We start from the raw sequence: 16711 nt of genomic DNA, 5'->3' as shown, positions 1-16711 counted from the left end.
TACTTATTTTTTTAATTAAAAAGGATCACAGCAATGTCTCATAAAACGATTAGCAGCTTAGTCGCTGTATTTGGACTATTGGTTTCACCATGGTCACTCGCAGCAATTAAGGAATATCACCTTAATATTAATGAACAACAGGTCAATGTTACGGGCAAACCCCTTAAACGAATTACCGTAAATGGAAAGTTTACAGCACCACTCCTCGAGTTTGAGGAAGGGGATGACGCTGTTATTCATGTTCATAATCAGTTAAAGAATCAAGATACCTCTTTGCACTGGCATGGGTTATTACTGCCAGGGTTAATGGATGGCGTACCGGGTTTCAATGGTTTTAAAGGAATTGCGCCAAACGGAGATTTTGTTTACCGCTTTAAGGTGAAACAAAACGGCACCTATTGGTATCACGCCCATAGTAAAGGCCAAGAGCAAGATGGTTTATATGGCCCGCTCGTGATTTATCCAAAAGGAAAAATACCTGTTGCTGCTCATGAGAAAACTGATCGTGATTATGTAGTGATGCTTTCAGATTTTCATAATTCTTCTAGCGATAGCATTATGAAGAATTTGAAGAAATCTGCTGAGTATTATCAAAATCGCCGTGAAACGGTATCTGATGTTTTGAAGCAAGTTAAAACACAAGGTTTAAAAGCAACTTGGCAAGATCGTTCGATGTGGAATCAGATGCGGATGTTAAAAACCGATATGTCTGATGTGACGGGCTATACGTTCTTGGTCAACGGCAAGACACCTCAGCAAAACTGGACAGCTAACTTTAAGACTGGCGATAAGGTTCGATTACGATTTATTAATGCATCGGCAATGTCATTTTTTGATGTCAGAATTCCAAATTTGAAAATGACAGTTGTAAGTGCAGATGGGCAGCCAGTTAAACCAGTTGCAATTGACGAGTTTCGTATTGGTACAGCTGAAACCTACGATGTCATTGTAGAACCTACGCAATCAAATTATCAGATTGAAGCAGAGTCTATTGACCGTAGTGGTTTCGCTATCGGTACTTTGCACAATGAAAATACGCAACCTGTAGGGCCAATTCAAATGCCAGCGCCACGTCCACGTGCTTTGTTAACTATGGATGATATGGGCATGAGTCATGGCAATGGAGCAAGTGATGAACATGCTGGCCATCAAAGGAACATGCAACACGACATGTCGGCTATGCCTGAAATGAAAAAAGAAGCGAACCATGCTAATCATGATTCTACAATGATGAATATGGATCATGACATGAAAAATAAGTCATCTAGCGAACATGATCATTCCATGATGCAAATGAAGCATGACATGTCAGCGGTGCCTGAAATGAAGCATGATATGCAGGCAATGTCAGCTAGCGAGCATGACCACGCTATGATGAATATGAATCATGAGATGTCTGCGCAATCTGAGAATAAGCCTAAAAAGGATGAATCCGTTTATGGCTGGGCAAATGCTTCAACACCAGCGGGTATGAAAGCACTGCAATATAGTGATTTGCAATCTTTAACACCTCAGCCAGACACGCGTGCACCAGAACGTGAATTAGTTATTCGTTTAGGTGGCAACATGGAGCGTTATATCTGGACCATTAATGGCAAAAAATTTAGCGAAGCTGAGCCATTACAAGTTAAGTATGGTGAACGTATTCGCTTGAAGTTTGTGAATGACAGCATGATGGCCCACCCAATGCATTTACATGGCATGTTCATGCAATTGGAAAATGGTCAGCAAGCTGAAAACTTGCCAAATAAACATACCGTTATTGTTCCACCAGGAAAGACAGTTACTGCGTTATTAACAGCCGATGCTTTAGGAGAATGGGCGATTCATTGCCATCTGCTTTATCACATGAGTGCAGGGATGATGAATAAGTTGATTGTGGCTCAAGTGAATGATGGAGCAGTAGATGCATCTCAAGCACCTGTTCAATCTGAAAAGGAAAAAGGAGCGAGTCATGCGCATCACTAAGTTATTTTCTCAAATGATATGTTGCGGTATTTTCTCTGGTGTATCGGTTCTTGCTTTGGCACAAGAACCCTTAACACATGATCATTTACGCGAACATGGTGGACAGATCTATCAAGCAACAAAAATTGATACTGGCTGGACTCAAAATGAAGAGGGAGAAGGCAGTTTTTCTTCTGAATTAGAAAGTTGGGTGGGAACTGATGAAAATAAATTATTCATCAAAGCTCATGTTGAAAAAGCCGAGTCAGAAGATGCTAATTACGGCGGTTCAGTACTTTACAGTCGAAATGTAGCTGACTATTGGGATGTACAGGCTGGGGTAAACTACGAGCGTTTACAACGGGAAGATGAAAAGCAAGATCGCTGGGCAGGTGTAGTCGGTTTGCATGGCATGGCACCTTACTTTTTTGAAACCGATGCATATCTTTATGCAGGTGAAGACCAGCTATGGAAGCTAAGTTTAGAAACGGAAAGAGACTTACTCTTTACCCAAAAGTTAATTGGTAAACCTTATTTAAAAGCAGATGTTGTTTTGCAAGATGAATCTCGCTATGCCAGTAAAACAGGTTTATCAAGTTTACAAGCTGGTTTTCAAACCCGTTATGAAATCAACAAAAAGGTCATGCCATTTGTTGATGTGGGTTACGGCTATGAAAAAGGTTTAAAACAAACTGCTTGGCAAACTGGAACCGACTCTGAACATGGTTGGTATTATGGAGCAGGGTTAACACTTAAGTTCTAATTGCAGAACAAAAATTAAGCTTAATGACATGCCATTGGTTTATACTGATGGCATTGTTTTTTGTGTCAGTTATGGTGCACAGATGGCTTTAGAAAAACAAGAGAATCAAATACATTTAAATAAAACCAGCTCTAGCTGCGGGTGCTCAAGCATGCCGTCTCAGGAATATTCTACACCTAGTGAAGCTGTGCCTAAAAACAGCCAATGGGTGAGTTATTATCATATCCCTCACATGGATTGTGCAGCTGAAGAGCAAATGGTGCGGATGGCTTTGGCCTCTTACACTAATGATATTCAAGAGCTTTATTTTGACTTGCCAGCACGGCATTTGGCGATTTATCACAGTGTTCAAGCTGAAAAGATCACCCTAAGCCTGCAACGTTTAGGACTAGGTGCAGAATTACAACAAACGCAGCCACATTATGAACCTGTTGAAAAACCTAAAAAGGTTCGAGGTAGTTCTTCAACCAATGCGTCACAAAAGCAAGTTTTACAATGGTTGTTACTCATTAATGGCGTCATGTTTGTCATTGAGTTTATGGCAGGTATTATTGCTTCATCGACAGGATTAATCGCCGATTCACTCGATATGTTTGCCGATGCTGCAATTTATGGCATTGCTTTATTTGTGGTGGGTAAAAATCTAAATGCACAATTAAAGGCTGCTCATCTTTCAGGATGGTTCCAGTTCGGCTTAGCCATAATTGTGTTAATTGATGTGTTGCGCCGTTTTATTTACGGCAGTGAACCCGTTTCAATTCTCATGATTTTAATTGGTGGATTGGCTCTTGCAGCCAATATTAGTTGCCTTTATTTAATGAGAGACCATAAAGAGAGCGGGGCACATATGAAGGCGAGTTATATCTTTTCTGCAAATGATGTCATCGTCAATTTAGGTGTCATTGTTGCGGGAGTATTAGTTGCCATTACAGGTTCTCCTTATCCTGATTTAATGGTTGGATTAATTATTGTTTTGTTTGTCTTAAATGGCGCACGAAAAATTTTACAATTAAAAAGTGAATAAGTTTCTCTAAGACAGGCAAGCTTTAGATAGGGTTTGCCTTCATTTTTTATTTTAAAGTAAACTGAGTCCTCACATAAAGGAGGAACGACCTCCCCCATAATGGGTCATCATGTCGGGACGACCTGACGCTATAAAAATTAGTGAATGTTATGGCTTGGGCTATTTTAATTTTAGCAGGTGTATTTGAAATCATTTGGGCATATTCTATGAAAATGTCCGAAGGTTTTACACGTTTAACCCCTAGTGTTATTACCGTAGTTTTTATGATTTTGAGTGTGGTTCTACTTTCAATTTCAATGAAAACTTTACCTCTGGGCACTGCCTATACGGTTTGGACAGGAATTGGCGCAATTGGGTCATTTCTCGTAGGTATATTTTTTCTTCATGAGCCTATTGGAGCTATGCGAATGATTGCCGCTGTATTAATTGTGTCAGGCTTGGTTTTAATGAAAATTTCATCGCCTTCCTAAGAGAATAAATTATGTTGCTGTCTTATAAGTATATCAATTCGCCTGTTGGGCAATTAAAACTAGTTGCGAATGAAAATGCTTTGGTGGCAATACTCTGGGACAATGAAAATCCAAAACGTGTTCGACTGGCCGAGCTGGTCGAACAACTTGAGCATCCAGTTTTATTAAAGACGGAACAACAATTACAAGAATATTTTGAAGGTAAACGCCGAGAGTTTACATTGCCACTAGATTTCGAAGGAACTGCATTTCAAAAGCAGGTCTGGTCTGCTTTACTGACCATCCCTTATGGTGAAACAAGAAGCTATAAAGATATTGCTGTTCAAATTGGCAATGAAAAAGCGGTGAGAGCAGTTGGCGCTGCAAATGGCAAAAACCCGATTTCAATTGTTGCACCTTGTCACCGAGTCATTGGTGCGGGTGGAGCTTTAGTTGGTTTTGCTGGTGGGCTTGATAAGAAAGATATTTTATTAAAACTAGAGCAACAATGAGCCGTTTTTGCGCTCGATTTTTTTAGTCTTTTCTACTAAGCTGTTCACAATGATATTTCATAAGGTCGGTGCTTTATTGCATCGCTTTTTTTGAAATATTGATCTTATTCAACAAACTTTGGATGTTCTAAAAATGGCTGTCGGTGACGTAACAATGCCACAAATGCATGTGGTAAAAGGTGTAAAAATTGGCTCAACAGAAGCATATGTACGTTACCAAAACCGACGAGATTTAGTCATTTTTGAGTTTGCAGAAGGCTCAAATGTTGCTGGTGTATTTACGCAAAATGCATTTTGTGCAGCGCCTGTTCATGTCTCTAAAGCCCATCTTGCCGAAGGTAATCCTCGCTATTTAGTGATTAATACGGGTAATGCCAATGCGGGAACCGGACCTACGGGTTTGAAAAACGCTCAGGATACTTGTGCGAAGTTAGCGGAGCTTGCTGGAGTAAATAGCTCTGAAGTACTTCCGTTTTCTACGGGTGTGATTGGTGAGCAGCTTCCAATGGAGCGTTTACTTGCTGGTCTTCAGCCTGCATTAAATAGTGTACAAGACACGGCTTGGAATGATGCTGCAACTGGCATTATGACGACAGACACTGTGCCTAAAGGTGCATCTGAACAATTTGAGCTTGATGGCATTACTTATACCATGACAGGTATTAGTAAAGGCGCCGGAATGATTCGCCCGAACATGGCAACCATGTTGAGCTTTGTGGCAACAGATGCACCTATTCGCCGTGATTTAGTACAAAAGCTATTAAAGACAACAGTTGAGCATTCATTTAACCGTATTACGATTGATGGCGATACTTCGACCAATGACTCTTGTATTTTTGTAGCAACAGGTCAGGCGGGTGGCGCTGAAATCACATCGGACAGCGATGCACGCTACACTAAAGTTTTAGAAGTACTTGCTCGTGTAATGAATCGTTTAGCCCAGTTAATTGTCCGTGATGGTGAAGGTGCGACGAAATTTATTACTGTTGCTGTAGAAGGCGGCGCAAATACTCAAGAATGCTGTGACATTGCTTATAGCATTGCGCATTCACCACTTGTCAAAACTGCACTTTTTGCATCGGACCCGAACTGGGGACGTATTTTAGCTGCGATTGGCTATGCGGGAGTTAAAGACTTAGATGTGTCTAAAATTCAAGTGTGGTTAGACGACGTACAAATCTGTAAAGATGGCGGCGCAGCTGAGGACTATACCGAAGAAGCGGGTGCGCGCGTTATGGCACAAACCGAAATTACTATTCGTGTTGATTTAGGACGTGGTCAGGCCAAAGACACGGTATATACGTGTGACTTATCTTACGACTATGTCAAAATTAATGCTGATTACCGTTCTTAAATATCAGTTATAATCAAGCCTCGACAAAGAGGCTTTTTTATTAGCCCCATCTTTTGATATTAAATGATTCAATCCGTAAATCATTTAAGCAGTAACGTTATATGCGAGCAGGTATGCCAGCATGAAGGATAGAGAAGACGTTTTATGAGTGATGCGACTTTAATTGCCAACGATGCAAAAAACATTGTACAAGCGCATTTAGACCGTTTAGGTGAGCCAAAAGACAATCGCTTAAGTGAAGAAGCAAAACAACAAAAGTTTGCGCAGATCGAAGCAGAGCTCAAAAAACGTGATGCTGTCCTTGTTGCTCATTACTATTGCGACCCTGAAGTACAAGAACTTGCCGAAAAAACAGGTGGATGCGTTTCTGACTCTTTAGAAATGGCCCGTTTTGGGCGAGATCATGCTGCCTCAACACTGGTTGTTGCTGGGGTCAAATTTATGGGAGAAACAGCAAAAATCCTGTCTCCTGAAAAAACAATTTTAATGCCGACACTTGAAGCAACCTGTTCACTTGACTTGGGTTGTCCTGTTGATGAGTTCACAGCATTTTGTGATCAGCACCCTGACCACACTGTAGTTGTGTATGCCAATACATCGGCTGCTGTTAAAGCACGTGCAGATTGGGTCGTGACTTCAAGTTGTGCGGTCGAAATTGTTGAGCATCTAGATAGCCTAGGTGAAAAAATTATTTGGGCACCAGATCAGCACTTAGGTCGCTATATTCAAAAGAAAACTGGTGCAGATATGTTGCTTTGGGATGGCGCATGTATTGTGCATGAAGAATTCCGTGCACGTGGCATTGCCAACATGAAAGCACTGTACCCAGACGCTGCTGTATTGGTACATCCAGAATCGCCAGAGTCGGTTGTAGAAATTGCAGATGCGGTAGGTAGTACTTCTCAACTCATTAAAGCTGCGCAGACTTTGCCAAACGAAAGACTCATTGTGGCAACTGACCGCGGTATTTTCTACAAAATGCAGCAAGCTGTACCGAATAAGATTTTAGTTGAAGCGCCAACAGCGGGTGAGGGGGCAACTTGTCGTTCATGTGCGCACTGTCCGTGGATGGCAATGAATGAACTTGACGGAATTTTAGAAGTTTTACAAAAAGGTGATCAGGAAATACACGTCGATCCAGCGCTTGCTGAACGTGCCAAAATGCCTTTAGATCGAATGTTAGCCTTTAGCGCATCGTTAAAACGTTAAAAAACCTCAAAATGCTTGTTAAATATACATTTGATAAGGATTTTTAACTTTTTTTGAGAATAGGTGTTGACGTCTGAGGGCGTCGCGCCTAGAATGCACACCGTACCGCACGATGTGCGATACAGCAAAAGCTGAGATAGATCGGAGCATAGCACAGCCTGGTAGTGCACCTGGTTTGGGACCAGGGGGTCGTAGGTTCGAATCCTACTGCTCCGACCACTTAAAATAATATTTTAAGATCGGCGAAGTATCGCATGATAAGCATCATCGGTTAAGCGCCTGTAGCTCAGTTGGATAGAGCATCCGCCTTCTAAGCGGATGGTCACAGGTTCGAATCCTGTCAGGCGCGCCATTTGGTAGCTTGGTACATAGAACTTATTTGATGGTGGATGTAGCTCAGTTGGTAGAGCCCTGGATTGTGATTCCAGTTGTCGCGGGTTCGAATCCCGTCATTCACCCCAATTTCGGAGCATAGCACAGCCTGGTAGTGCACCTGGTTTGGGACCAGGGGGTCGTAGGTTCGAATCCTACTGCTCCGACCATATTTAAAAGCGTTCAAGCTTTATAAAATATCCCAAATATTGAAAAGAATTTCTTCTTGTCTTATCGATAGAAGGAATTTTTTTGTTTTTATATATTTAAATTTTAATTCATACACACTCCAATATTTGAACTTATTTATATAAGCTCTGTTCTCTGTTCTCTGTTCTCTGTTCTCTGTTCTCTGTTCTCTGTTCTCTGTTCTCTGTTCTCTGTTCTCTGTTCTCTGTTCTCTGTTATTGATATTTCTGCCTTAACTCATCTTTTTCTTGATCTGATAGAAATGCGATTTTTAGGCCGTTTTCTTGAGCTGTATAAATTTGCTCAGTGCTTAAACCTGCCAGTGGGGCAGCAGTTAAATATTCATGTTGTATCTCAATACCTTCTACTGCTGGGTCATCCGTATTAATGGTGGCAAGCACACCATGTTCTAAAAAAGTCTTTAATGGGTGCTCTGCTAAAGAAGGCACTGTGTTGGTTTGAATATTTGAGGTAAGGCAAGATTCAATACCAATCTGATGTTTTGCCAAATAATCTAAAAGTTTTAAATCTTGAACTGCTTTAACACCATGTCCAATCCGTTCGGCGCCTAATTCTTCAATGGCTTGCCAAATACTTTCTGGGCCGGCAGCTTCGCCTGCATGTACGGTAATGTGCCAACCTGCATCACGTGCTTTTTTAAAGTGATCAATAAATAAATTGCCCGGAAAACCAAGCTCATCTCCAGCAAGATCCAACGCTTTAATATCATTTTTATGGGCGAGTAGGGCATTTAATTCTTTTTCACAGGCTTCTTGGCCAAAAGTACGACTCATAATGCCAATTAAATTCGCTTTTACGCCGTACGCCTGACTGCCTTCTTTTACACCAGCAATCACAGCTTCAACTACGCCTTCAAGTGGGAGTTGATGGGTCATACCCATGTAACCTGGTGAAAAACGCAGTTCTACATAGTCTAGGCCTTGCTGTGCTGCATCCTGCATGTTTTCAAAAGCAACACGCTTGCAGGCATCTAGGCTCGCTAATACCTTTACGCCCCAATCGAGCTTAGATAAAAAACTTAATAAGTCTGGTTGGTTATCCATCACTTGTACGTGGGGTCGTAAAGATTCAATGTCGTAAGCAGGTAAATCTAAATTGTATTGTTGCCCCAAGTCTAAAATGGTTTGAATGCGGATGTTGCCATCAAGGTGGCGGTGTATATCTGTAAGTGGAAGCATTTTAGTAATCATAAATTTCTTCTTATCTGTTGCTATTAATTCATCATGCCTGTTTAAGACTGCTGATAAAAGTTTGGATTTGCTATGTTTTTGTGAAAAGCGTTGAGTTGAGTTTTTTGAACTTACTATATTTGTATTAGTTTTAATTTTGATGACATTGTTCTGGCCTAAGAAGACAACGCAGTCTGTGTAAGATACGAGCACCAAGATTTTTATTGTTTTTAATTTCGCTGAGCCTATTTTTTGTTGACTCTTCAAGAGTGGATTGGCTGAAGAATGGTCATTGGTATTTTGGCTTTTACTTGTAAATATGAATAAAGGCTTGCTAAAGACCAAACTGATAAAGCGATTAATTTATCTGTAGAAATCTATTTCTGGCAAGTAAATGAAAAAGAAGAAATAGGAAGCACTCAAATGAAGTCGGTACTTTGTCATCAAGCAAAACTACAAGTGGTGGACCAACCAAAATTAACCCCTGCTAAAGGACAGGTTTTATTGGAAGTGGTGCGATGTGGGATCTGTGGCTCTGATTTGCATATGCAGCATCACTGCGACCACATGCATGATTTGGCTGCACGTGTAGGGTTTAATGGTTTAGCGAAGTCTACAGATCCGTTTGTACTAGGACATGAGTTCTGTGGCAAGGTTTTGGATTATGGTCCAAAAACACGTCATAAATTTAAAGCAGATACACTTGTTTGTGCAATGCCGCTTTTAAATGTAGATCAGCATGGTTACTTGTCTACAGGACTTTCTCCAAATGCTTCAGGTGGTTATGCCGAGCAAGTATTGGCTCAGTCGAGTTTGATGTTTGAAGTACCCAATGGTCTAGATGCAGATAGTGCTGCCATGACTGAACCTATGGCTGTTGCATTGCATGCTGTTCGCCGTAGCCGTGTGAAAACTGGTGAACCCGCTATTGTGATTGGTTGCGGTCCTGTTGGGCTAGGTGTCATATTAATGCTTAAAGCGGCTGGGGTTAAAACTGTAGTTGCCAGTGACTTTTCACCAAACCGCCGTAAGCTTGCCGAGCAATGTGGTGCGGATATTGTGGTAGACCCTAAAGAGACATCGCCATTTGCCAACTGGAAAGAGTTTGGTTTGCTTGGCAATGTTTCTGATGCAATTAACATGGGCATGGGACTATTTGATAAGTTGCAAGCGACACGCTTACCGTGGTGGCATGGATGGCGCATGATTGATAAGTTAGGTGCTCTGCCAAAACGTCCTGTTATTTTTGAATGTGTGGGCGTACCGGGTGTTTTGCAGCAAATTATTGAAGGTGCACCTTTGTTTTCCCGAATTGTTGGGGTGGGCGTGTGCATGCAAAGTGACAAAATAGAACCCGCACTTGCGATTAATAAAGAGCTAGAAATTCAGTTTGTGTTGGGCTATACACCGCTTGAGTTTAGAGATGCGCTACACATGATTGCAGAAGGGAAAGTGAACTGTTCACCACTGATTACGGGTGTTGTTGGCCTAGAAGGTGTAACTAATGCATTTGAAGCGTTACGTGATCCTGAACAGCATGCCAAAATCTTGATTGACCCAAAACGTAGCGGTTCAGATATTCAATTAATGAGTCATTAATTTCAAAGTCATTTATGCTCAACTAAAAAGGTTGTGATCTCACTAATCACAATCTTTTTTTATTTTTATAGATCGCAATATGTGGCACAAATCAAAGTTGCTGAGCTAATGCGTATTGGTCTTTAGTTGTTCTAGTTCTTGGTAAATCCACTCAACAAATTTTTGAATAGTCGGTGAGATGTCTTGGCTCGAATGAATAAGGTAATACTTTCGGCTACCTTTTAATTTTTTATTGGAAACAATCACCAGTTCCTTTTTTTGTAGTTCAGACTCAATCAACATTTGCGGAATTAGAGCCATTCCCATGTCATGACTGGCAGCAACCGCAAGCATTGAAAATAACTCATGGCGTTGTCCATCAAAAGGCTTCGGGTGTTGCATCTGATGGGTTAGAAACCATTCTTGCCAAATGCTAGGCCGAGTGGTTTGTTGAAGTAGGGGGATTTTCAGTAAATCTTCAGAGCTTAAATCATAGGTATTTTCATTGATCATGACTGCATCTGGAAAATACTTTTCGATGAGTCTCGGCGAGCACACGGGTACAATTTCTTCATCCATTAAATAATGTGCTTGTATGCCGGGCCAGTGATCAATTTGCTGCTGCGTACCTGCAAAAATAGCAGCGTCAAAAATATTGTCATTAAATAGAAAGGGTTTGGTACTGGTTTCTAAGTGAACCGTAATTTCAGGGTGTTTTTGATTTAAAAGATGGAGCTTGGGTAACAACCAGCGCGTTGCAAAGGTAGGTACTACACCTAACTTTAGTGTGCCACCTAAACCTTTATGAGAAATCACATCGGCTGTACATTTCTCTAGTCCTAACAAGTAAGGTTTAATGCTTTTAAAATACTGCTGACCTGCAATGGTGAGTTCAACGCCATGCCGAGTACGTATAAAGAGTTCAACGCCTAGGAAATCTTCTAACTGCTGAATTTGGCGAGAGACGGCGCTTTGAGTAATACATAGCTCTTGCGCAGCATAGGTATAACTTAGATGTTTTGCTGCACTTTCAAAGCAAATCAGGCCCTGAATAGACGGGATACTTCTTCGCATAAATAAATCCTTTTATTTGTCGTCATATTTCAAAACAGCATATGACATACATGCAGATATCAGAGTTTAGTATAAAAATAAGCCATTTTTAATGAAATACAACGAATTAAATATCAAAATTTAAACCTTCTTATTTTAAATATGCGTAAGTCGCATATCTGCATGAACATTTATCGTTTGATTACTGCATTTTTCACGCATAACATCGAGTTAAATAAAGAAGATCAAATCAAGCAGAGGATGCGATGAATCACATGGTGACAACAAAAAAAGCAAAAGTTCAATTTAACTGGCAAGACCCATTTTTAATTGAGCAACAGCTTACCGAAGATGAGCGCATGATTCGTGATGCGGCTCATGCCTATTGCCAAGAACGTTTGCAACCCCGTGTACTTGAACAATTTCGTCATGAAACAACAGATCCATCTATTTTCCGTGAAATGGGAGAGCTCGGCTTACTGGGTCCAACCATTCCTGAGCAATATGGCGGCGCGGGTTTGAACTATGTGAGTTACGGTTTGGTTGCACGTGAAATTGAATATGTCGATTCGGGTTACCGCTCTATGGCGAGCGTGCAAAGCTCATTGGTCATGGTTCCGATTCATGAATTTGGTACCGAAGAGCAAAAGCAAAAGTATTTACCTAAACTAGCTACGGGTGAATATATTGGTTGTTTTGGTTTGACAGAACCTGATCATGGCTCAGACCCGGGCAGTATGATTACCCGTGCTAAAAAAGTTGACGGTGGTTATCGTTTGACTGGCGCAAAAATGTGGATTACCAATAGTCCAATTGCCGATGTATTTGTCGTTTGGGCAAAAGAAGTTTCTGCTGAAGGTAATGTTGGCGATATTCGCGGCTTTATTTTAGAAAAGGGCTGGGAAGGTCTATCTGCACCTGCCATTCATGGCAAGGTTGGTTTACGTGCATCGATTACAGGTGAAATTGTAATGGATAACGTATTTGTACCTGAAGAAAATGCATTCCCTGAAATTCGAGGTTTAAAAGGCCCATTTACCTGTTTGAACAGTGCCCGTTATGGTATTGCATGGGGCGCAATGGGTGCTGCCGAGTTCTGCTGGCATACTGCACATCAATACACCATGGACCGCAAACAATTTGGCCGTCCATTGGCTGCAAATCAGTTAATTCAAAAGAAACTGGCAGATATGCAAACTGAAATTGCTTTGGGTTTACAGGCAGCTTTACGTTTTGGCCGTATGAAAGATGAAGGTATTGCATCAGTTGAAGGGACATCTTTAATTAAGCGTAATAACTGTGGAAAGGCGCTTGATATCGCTCGTATGGCGCGCGACATGATGGGTGGAAATGGTATTAGTGACGAGTTTGGCGTAGCACGTCATTTAGTTAATCTTGAAGTTGTGAACACCTATGAAGGCACACATGATGTTCATGCTTTGATTTTAGGTCGTGCACAAACAGGCATAGCCGCATTTAGTAACTAACTCATTAATTTTTAAAAGATAGAGGTGTTCTTTCGAGAGCACCTTTAGGGATTTTTACGCAAAAATTTATGGATAATGACAAGATTCATCGTAAGGATACTCATGTGAAGATGTACCTCTGTGTACTTAAATTTGAAAGTAAGTTGATGAAAAGTATAGAAGATTAAGTCATACAGAAAACATAAGTAAGCTATCGATGACTCATTTGGGAAAATGAGGAACTAAAGATGAACAATGACGTTCAAGTAATATCGAAAGAATTAAGAACCACATTTCCAAGTAACCTTGGAACATACGAAAGGATTGGACCAAATACATGGAAATGGGCGTTGTTATTTGCTTATTTTGCGATGGTGGTCGATGGCATTGATATTATGCTGCTGTCTTATAGCTTGACCAGTTTAAAGGCAGAGTTTGGTTTAAGTACCTTTCAAGCGGGTGCCTTAGGCAGTGCCTCTTTGGCGGGTATGGGTATTGGCGGTATTTTGGGTGGTTGGGCATGTGACAAGTTTGGTCGTGTAAGAACCATTGCGAACTCGGTAACCTTCTTTTCGGTAGCGACTTGTTTGTTAGGCTTTACGCAAAGCTTCGAGCAATTTATGGCTTTACGTTTTATTGGTGCTTTGGGTATTGGGGCACTTTATATGGCTTGTAATACCTTAATGGCTGAATATGTGCCAACCACTTACCGTACAACAGTTTTAGGTACGTTACAGACGGGTCAGACCGTAGGTTATATTGCTGCGACGTTATTAGCTGGCGCAATTATTCCAGATCATGGCTGGCGCGTTTTATTCTTCCTGACCGTGGTGCCTGCTTTTGTAAATATTTTCCTACAACGATTTGTGCCGGAGCCAAAATCTTGGCAGCTCACTAAAATTGAAAGCTTGCAAGGCAACAGACAACCTAAAGAAAGAGTGGTGGCTGAAAAGCCGAAAAGTAGCAGTATCTACAAACAAATCTTTAATAACTTTAAGCACCGTAAAATGTTTTTGTTGTGGATGACCACAGCATTCTTCTTACAGTTTGGTTATTACGGCATTAACAACTGGATGCCAAGTTATTTAGAAACAGAAGTGCATATGAACTTTAAAAACTTAACCAGTTATATGGTGGGTTCATATACAGCAATGATTCTAGGAAAAATTTTAGCGGGTTATCTTGCTGACAAATTTAACCGCCGTGCTGTTTTTGTGTTTGGAACAATTGCCAGCGCTGTGTTCTTGCCAATCATTATTTTCTTCAATACTCCTGACAATATTTTGTATTTATTAATCACTTTTGGCTTCTTATATGGCATTCCATACGGTGTGAACGCGACTTATATGGCTGAAAGTTTTTCAACCGATGTGCGCGGAACAGCCATTGGCGGTGCTTATAACATTGGTCGTGTCGGGGCCGCTATTGCACCAGCTACGATTGGTTTCTTGGCATCGGGCGGTACGTTTACCATGGCCTTTATTATGATGGGCGCTGCGTATTTTGTTGCGGGTGTATTGCCAGGCTTATTTATTAAAGATCGTCAATACGATCCACAAAGACAATCATAAACAATGAAAAGAAGGTGCGTTGAGTGCCTTCTAAAAGATAAGGGTATCGTTATGGGTGCATTACAAGGAATTCGGGTTTTAGATTTAAGTCGTGTACTTGCGGGGCCATGGTGCGGGCAAATATTGGCAGACCTTGGCGCAGAAGTGATTAAAATTGAACGTCCTCGAGTAGGTGATGACACCCGCATGTGGGGACCACCATGGATGCCCGATCAAGATGGAAACATGACCCGTGAATCTGGTTATTTCCAGTGTACCAACCGCAATAAATATTCGGTTGCGGTAGACATTACCACATCCGAAGGTCAGGCTTTAATTTATGAAATTGCCAAGACTGCTGATGTCGTGATTGAAAATTATAAGACAGGGTCTTTGGCTAAATATGGTTTGGACTATGCTTCCTTAAGTGAGTTAAACCCAAATATTGTTTATTGCTCGATTACGGGTTTTGGGCAAGATGGCCCACGTGCAGAAGAGCCCGGTTATGATTTTATTATTCAGGGTATGTCTGGCTTAATGAGCATTACCGGCGAGCCTGATGATGTGGCAGGCGGTGGTGCGCAAAAGGTTGGTGTGGCTGTGGTAGATATTCAAACTGGATTGTATTCAACCATTGCGATTCAGGCCGCATTGATTGCACGCTCACACACAGGACGCGGTCAGTATATTGATATGTCCTTACTTGATGTACAGGTCGCGGCACTGGCAAATCAGGGAATGAACTATTTAGCTTCGGGTAAAGCCCCACAGCGCATGGGTAATCAACACCCAAGTATTGTGCCGTATCAAACTTTTAAGGCTAGGGATAAAGAATTTATTATTGCGTGTGGTAATGACAAGCAGTTTAAGGATTTGTGTATTGCGATTGGTTATTCAGAGCTACTCGAAAATGAAAAGTTTGTACGTAACCAAGACCGCGTAAAATATCGAGATGAACTGATTCCTTTATTGTCCGAGCACTTTTTGCAGAAAACTGCCAAAGAGTGGGTCGACATGATTCATGCCTTAAAAGTACCCGTAGGTGTTATCAACTCTATTGAAGATGCTTTAGCTGAACCACAAATCGTACATCGCAATTTGGTGGTGAATATTCCTCATCGTTTAAATGAAAACTTTCAAACCATAGGCTCACCAATCAAGCTGTCTGATACTCCAGTTGAATATCATCATGCACCGCCAGAGCTAGGTGAACATACGGCTCAAATCTTATCGAGATTTAAAACAGCAGAAGAGCTAGCTGCATTAAAAGAGAAAGGCATTATTGATGGAAAAATTGCTTAAGCTGTTACTTTGTTAATGTGATTCAATTTAAAAAAACTGTGATTTGCAATAAATCACAGTTTTTTATTAAAAAATAAGCGTTTTTAATATTTAAAAATAAGTGGCAGCTCTGGTCTGAAATCATGAATCATTCCTTGAGGTTCATGATCAAAACTAATTTCCATTAAATGCTCCGATCCATTAGTCACTTCAAAATCATCAAGCGAATTGAACAGCAATGAAGTAGGGTGCTTTTCAAGGTTTGGAATAGAAACCTTAATTGCGGTGATTTCTGATAAATCTTTGCTATGCACAAGGGGTTGTTGTTTTTCTTTTGCAGCAAGGTCTGGTCGTGAAGCAAATGAAAGGAAGAACCACATCGGTTCAGATACAACAGAATCTTTGGCAACATTTACTTCTAAGCTGGCTGGTAAATAGCTTGGCTTGTAAACCCAATGAGGAAATTTTGCACCGTTATCATCTTTATTTTTAGGTCTAAAGCAAATTCCAAAAGGGGATGCGATATTATCTTGAGCACTGAGTCGTTCAAAAAGCAGAGTTGGTTTGGTGAGATCGCTTGAGGCTTCTTCTGGATTATTTAAAAAGATTAACTCGATAAAACTGTTTTTAAAGAAAAAGCGTCTGTTTTCGGTACCTTGACCCGGATGCTTGTTGGATGAACCTTCTGTTAGACCGAATTTTTTTAAAGTTTCAGCTTCGGGAGCGCCTGATTGTACACAAATAAAAATATGGTCCACTTCCATTTTAAGTTCT

At 40.9% G+C, this 16711-nt stretch carries 14 protein-coding genes and 4 tRNA genes; 15 read left to right on the top strand and 3 right to left on the bottom strand.

What is annotated here, in order from left to right:
* Positions 1-33 precede the first annotated feature (33 nt).
* The 11 genes from KIP84_RS15050 (at position 34) to KIP84_RS15000 (ending at position 7800) form a co-directional block, all read left to right on the top strand.
* Positions 34-1968, top strand: coding sequence for a copper resistance system multicopper oxidase (locus KIP84_RS15050; RefSeq protein ID WP_213688832.1), 1935 nt, complete (start codon positions 34-36; stop codon positions 1966-1968).
* Complete coding sequence (locus KIP84_RS15045; RefSeq protein ID WP_213688831.1) at positions 1955-2710, top strand: copper resistance protein B; 756 nt, start codon at positions 1955-1957, stop codon at positions 2708-2710. Before KIP84_RS15050 ends, KIP84_RS15045 begins: the two co-directional genes overlap by 14 nt.
* A gap of 28 nt (positions 2711-2738) precedes the next feature.
* Entirely contained in the window at positions 2739-3734 is a 996-nt protein-coding gene (locus KIP84_RS15040; protein WP_213688830.1) for a cation transporter, read from the top strand.
* Positions 3735-3883: 149 nt separating this feature from the next.
* The gene (locus tag KIP84_RS15035; RefSeq protein ID WP_002115842.1) at positions 3884-4204 is read left to right on the top strand and encodes a multidrug efflux SMR transporter; all 321 of its coding nucleotides are present in this window, start codon (positions 3884-3886) and stop codon (positions 4202-4204) included.
* Positions 4205-4215: 11 nt separating this feature from the next.
* Positions 4216-4695, top strand: a complete 480-nt coding sequence (locus KIP84_RS15030; protein ID WP_069124134.1) for a methylated-DNA--[protein]-cysteine S-methyltransferase — start codon at positions 4216-4218, stop codon at positions 4693-4695.
* A 133-nt stretch (positions 4696-4828) separates the two neighbouring features.
* Positions 4829-6049 (top strand): bifunctional glutamate N-acetyltransferase/amino-acid acetyltransferase ArgJ, encoded by a 1221-nt coding sequence (gene argJ / locus KIP84_RS15025; RefSeq protein ID WP_063098160.1) that lies wholly within the window; start codon positions 4829-4831, stop codon positions 6047-6049.
* 144 nt (positions 6050-6193) lie between these two features.
* The gene (nadA, locus tag KIP84_RS15020) at positions 6194-7258 is read left to right on the top strand and encodes a quinolinate synthase NadA (protein WP_002115913.1); all 1065 of its coding nucleotides are present in this window, start codon (positions 6194-6196) and stop codon (positions 7256-7258) included.
* Positions 7259-7400: 142 nt separating this feature from the next.
* Positions 7401-7477 (top strand) — tRNA-Pro (locus KIP84_RS15015).
* A gap of 56 nt (positions 7478-7533) precedes the next feature.
* Positions 7534-7610 (top strand) — tRNA-Arg (locus tag KIP84_RS15010).
* A gap of 33 nt (positions 7611-7643) precedes the next feature.
* Positions 7644-7719 (top strand) — tRNA-His (locus KIP84_RS15005).
* Between the two features lie 4 nt (positions 7720-7723).
* A tRNA-Pro gene (locus tag KIP84_RS15000) sits at positions 7724-7800 on the top strand.
* A gap of 234 nt (positions 7801-8034) precedes the next feature.
* Here the strand turns inward: KIP84_RS15000 and add are convergent.
* Positions 8035-9030: an adenosine deaminase gene (gene add, locus KIP84_RS14995; RefSeq protein ID WP_213688829.1), complete on the bottom strand. Its 996-nt coding sequence runs from the start codon at positions 9028-9030 to the stop codon at positions 8035-8037.
* A 402-nt stretch (positions 9031-9432) separates the two neighbouring features.
* On the opposite strand from add, the gene KIP84_RS14990 reads away from it, so the two are divergent.
* Positions 9433-10608 (top strand): zinc-binding dehydrogenase, encoded by a 1176-nt coding sequence (locus KIP84_RS14990; protein ID WP_033848162.1) that lies wholly within the window; start codon positions 9433-9435, stop codon positions 10606-10608.
* A gap of 105 nt (positions 10609-10713) precedes the next feature.
* Here KIP84_RS14990 and KIP84_RS14985 read toward each other — a convergent pair whose 3' ends face one another.
* Positions 10714-11661 (bottom strand): LysR substrate-binding domain-containing protein, encoded by a 948-nt coding sequence (locus KIP84_RS14985; RefSeq protein WP_032007294.1) that lies wholly within the window; start codon positions 11659-11661, stop codon positions 10714-10716.
* Between the two features lie 245 nt (positions 11662-11906).
* On the opposite strand from KIP84_RS14985, the gene KIP84_RS14980 reads away from it, so the two are divergent.
* The 3 genes from KIP84_RS14980 to KIP84_RS14970 all read left to right on the top strand — a co-directional run bounded on the left by KIP84_RS14980 (position 11907) and on the right by KIP84_RS14970 (position 15958).
* Positions 11907-13127, top strand: a complete 1221-nt coding sequence (locus tag KIP84_RS14980; protein ID WP_005111988.1) for an acyl-CoA dehydrogenase — start codon at positions 11907-11909, stop codon at positions 13125-13127.
* 227 nt (positions 13128-13354) lie between these two features.
* On the top strand, positions 13355-14677 hold the full coding sequence (locus KIP84_RS14975) for an MFS transporter (protein ID WP_213688828.1): 1323 nt from the start codon (positions 13355-13357) through the stop codon (positions 14675-14677).
* Between the two features lie 51 nt (positions 14678-14728).
* A complete protein-coding gene (locus KIP84_RS14970) occupies positions 14729-15958 on the top strand; it encodes a CaiB/BaiF CoA-transferase family protein (protein WP_213688827.1) in 1230 nt (409 codons plus the stop codon).
* An 83-nt stretch (positions 15959-16041) separates the two neighbouring features.
* Here KIP84_RS14970 and KIP84_RS14965 read toward each other — a convergent pair whose 3' ends face one another.
* On the bottom strand, positions 16042-16701 hold the full coding sequence (locus KIP84_RS14965) for a VOC family protein (RefSeq protein ID WP_057062516.1): 660 nt from the start codon (positions 16699-16701) through the stop codon (positions 16042-16044).
* Between the last annotated feature and the right edge of the window lie 10 nt (positions 16702-16711).

It is taken from the genome of Acinetobacter sp. BHS4, assembly GCF_018454425.1.
Lineage (GTDB): Bacteria > Pseudomonadota > Gammaproteobacteria > Pseudomonadales > Moraxellaceae > Acinetobacter > Acinetobacter pittii.
The sequence above is the reverse complement of the archived record's forward strand: the minus strand, read 5'-3'. Positions and strand labels throughout refer to the sequence as shown.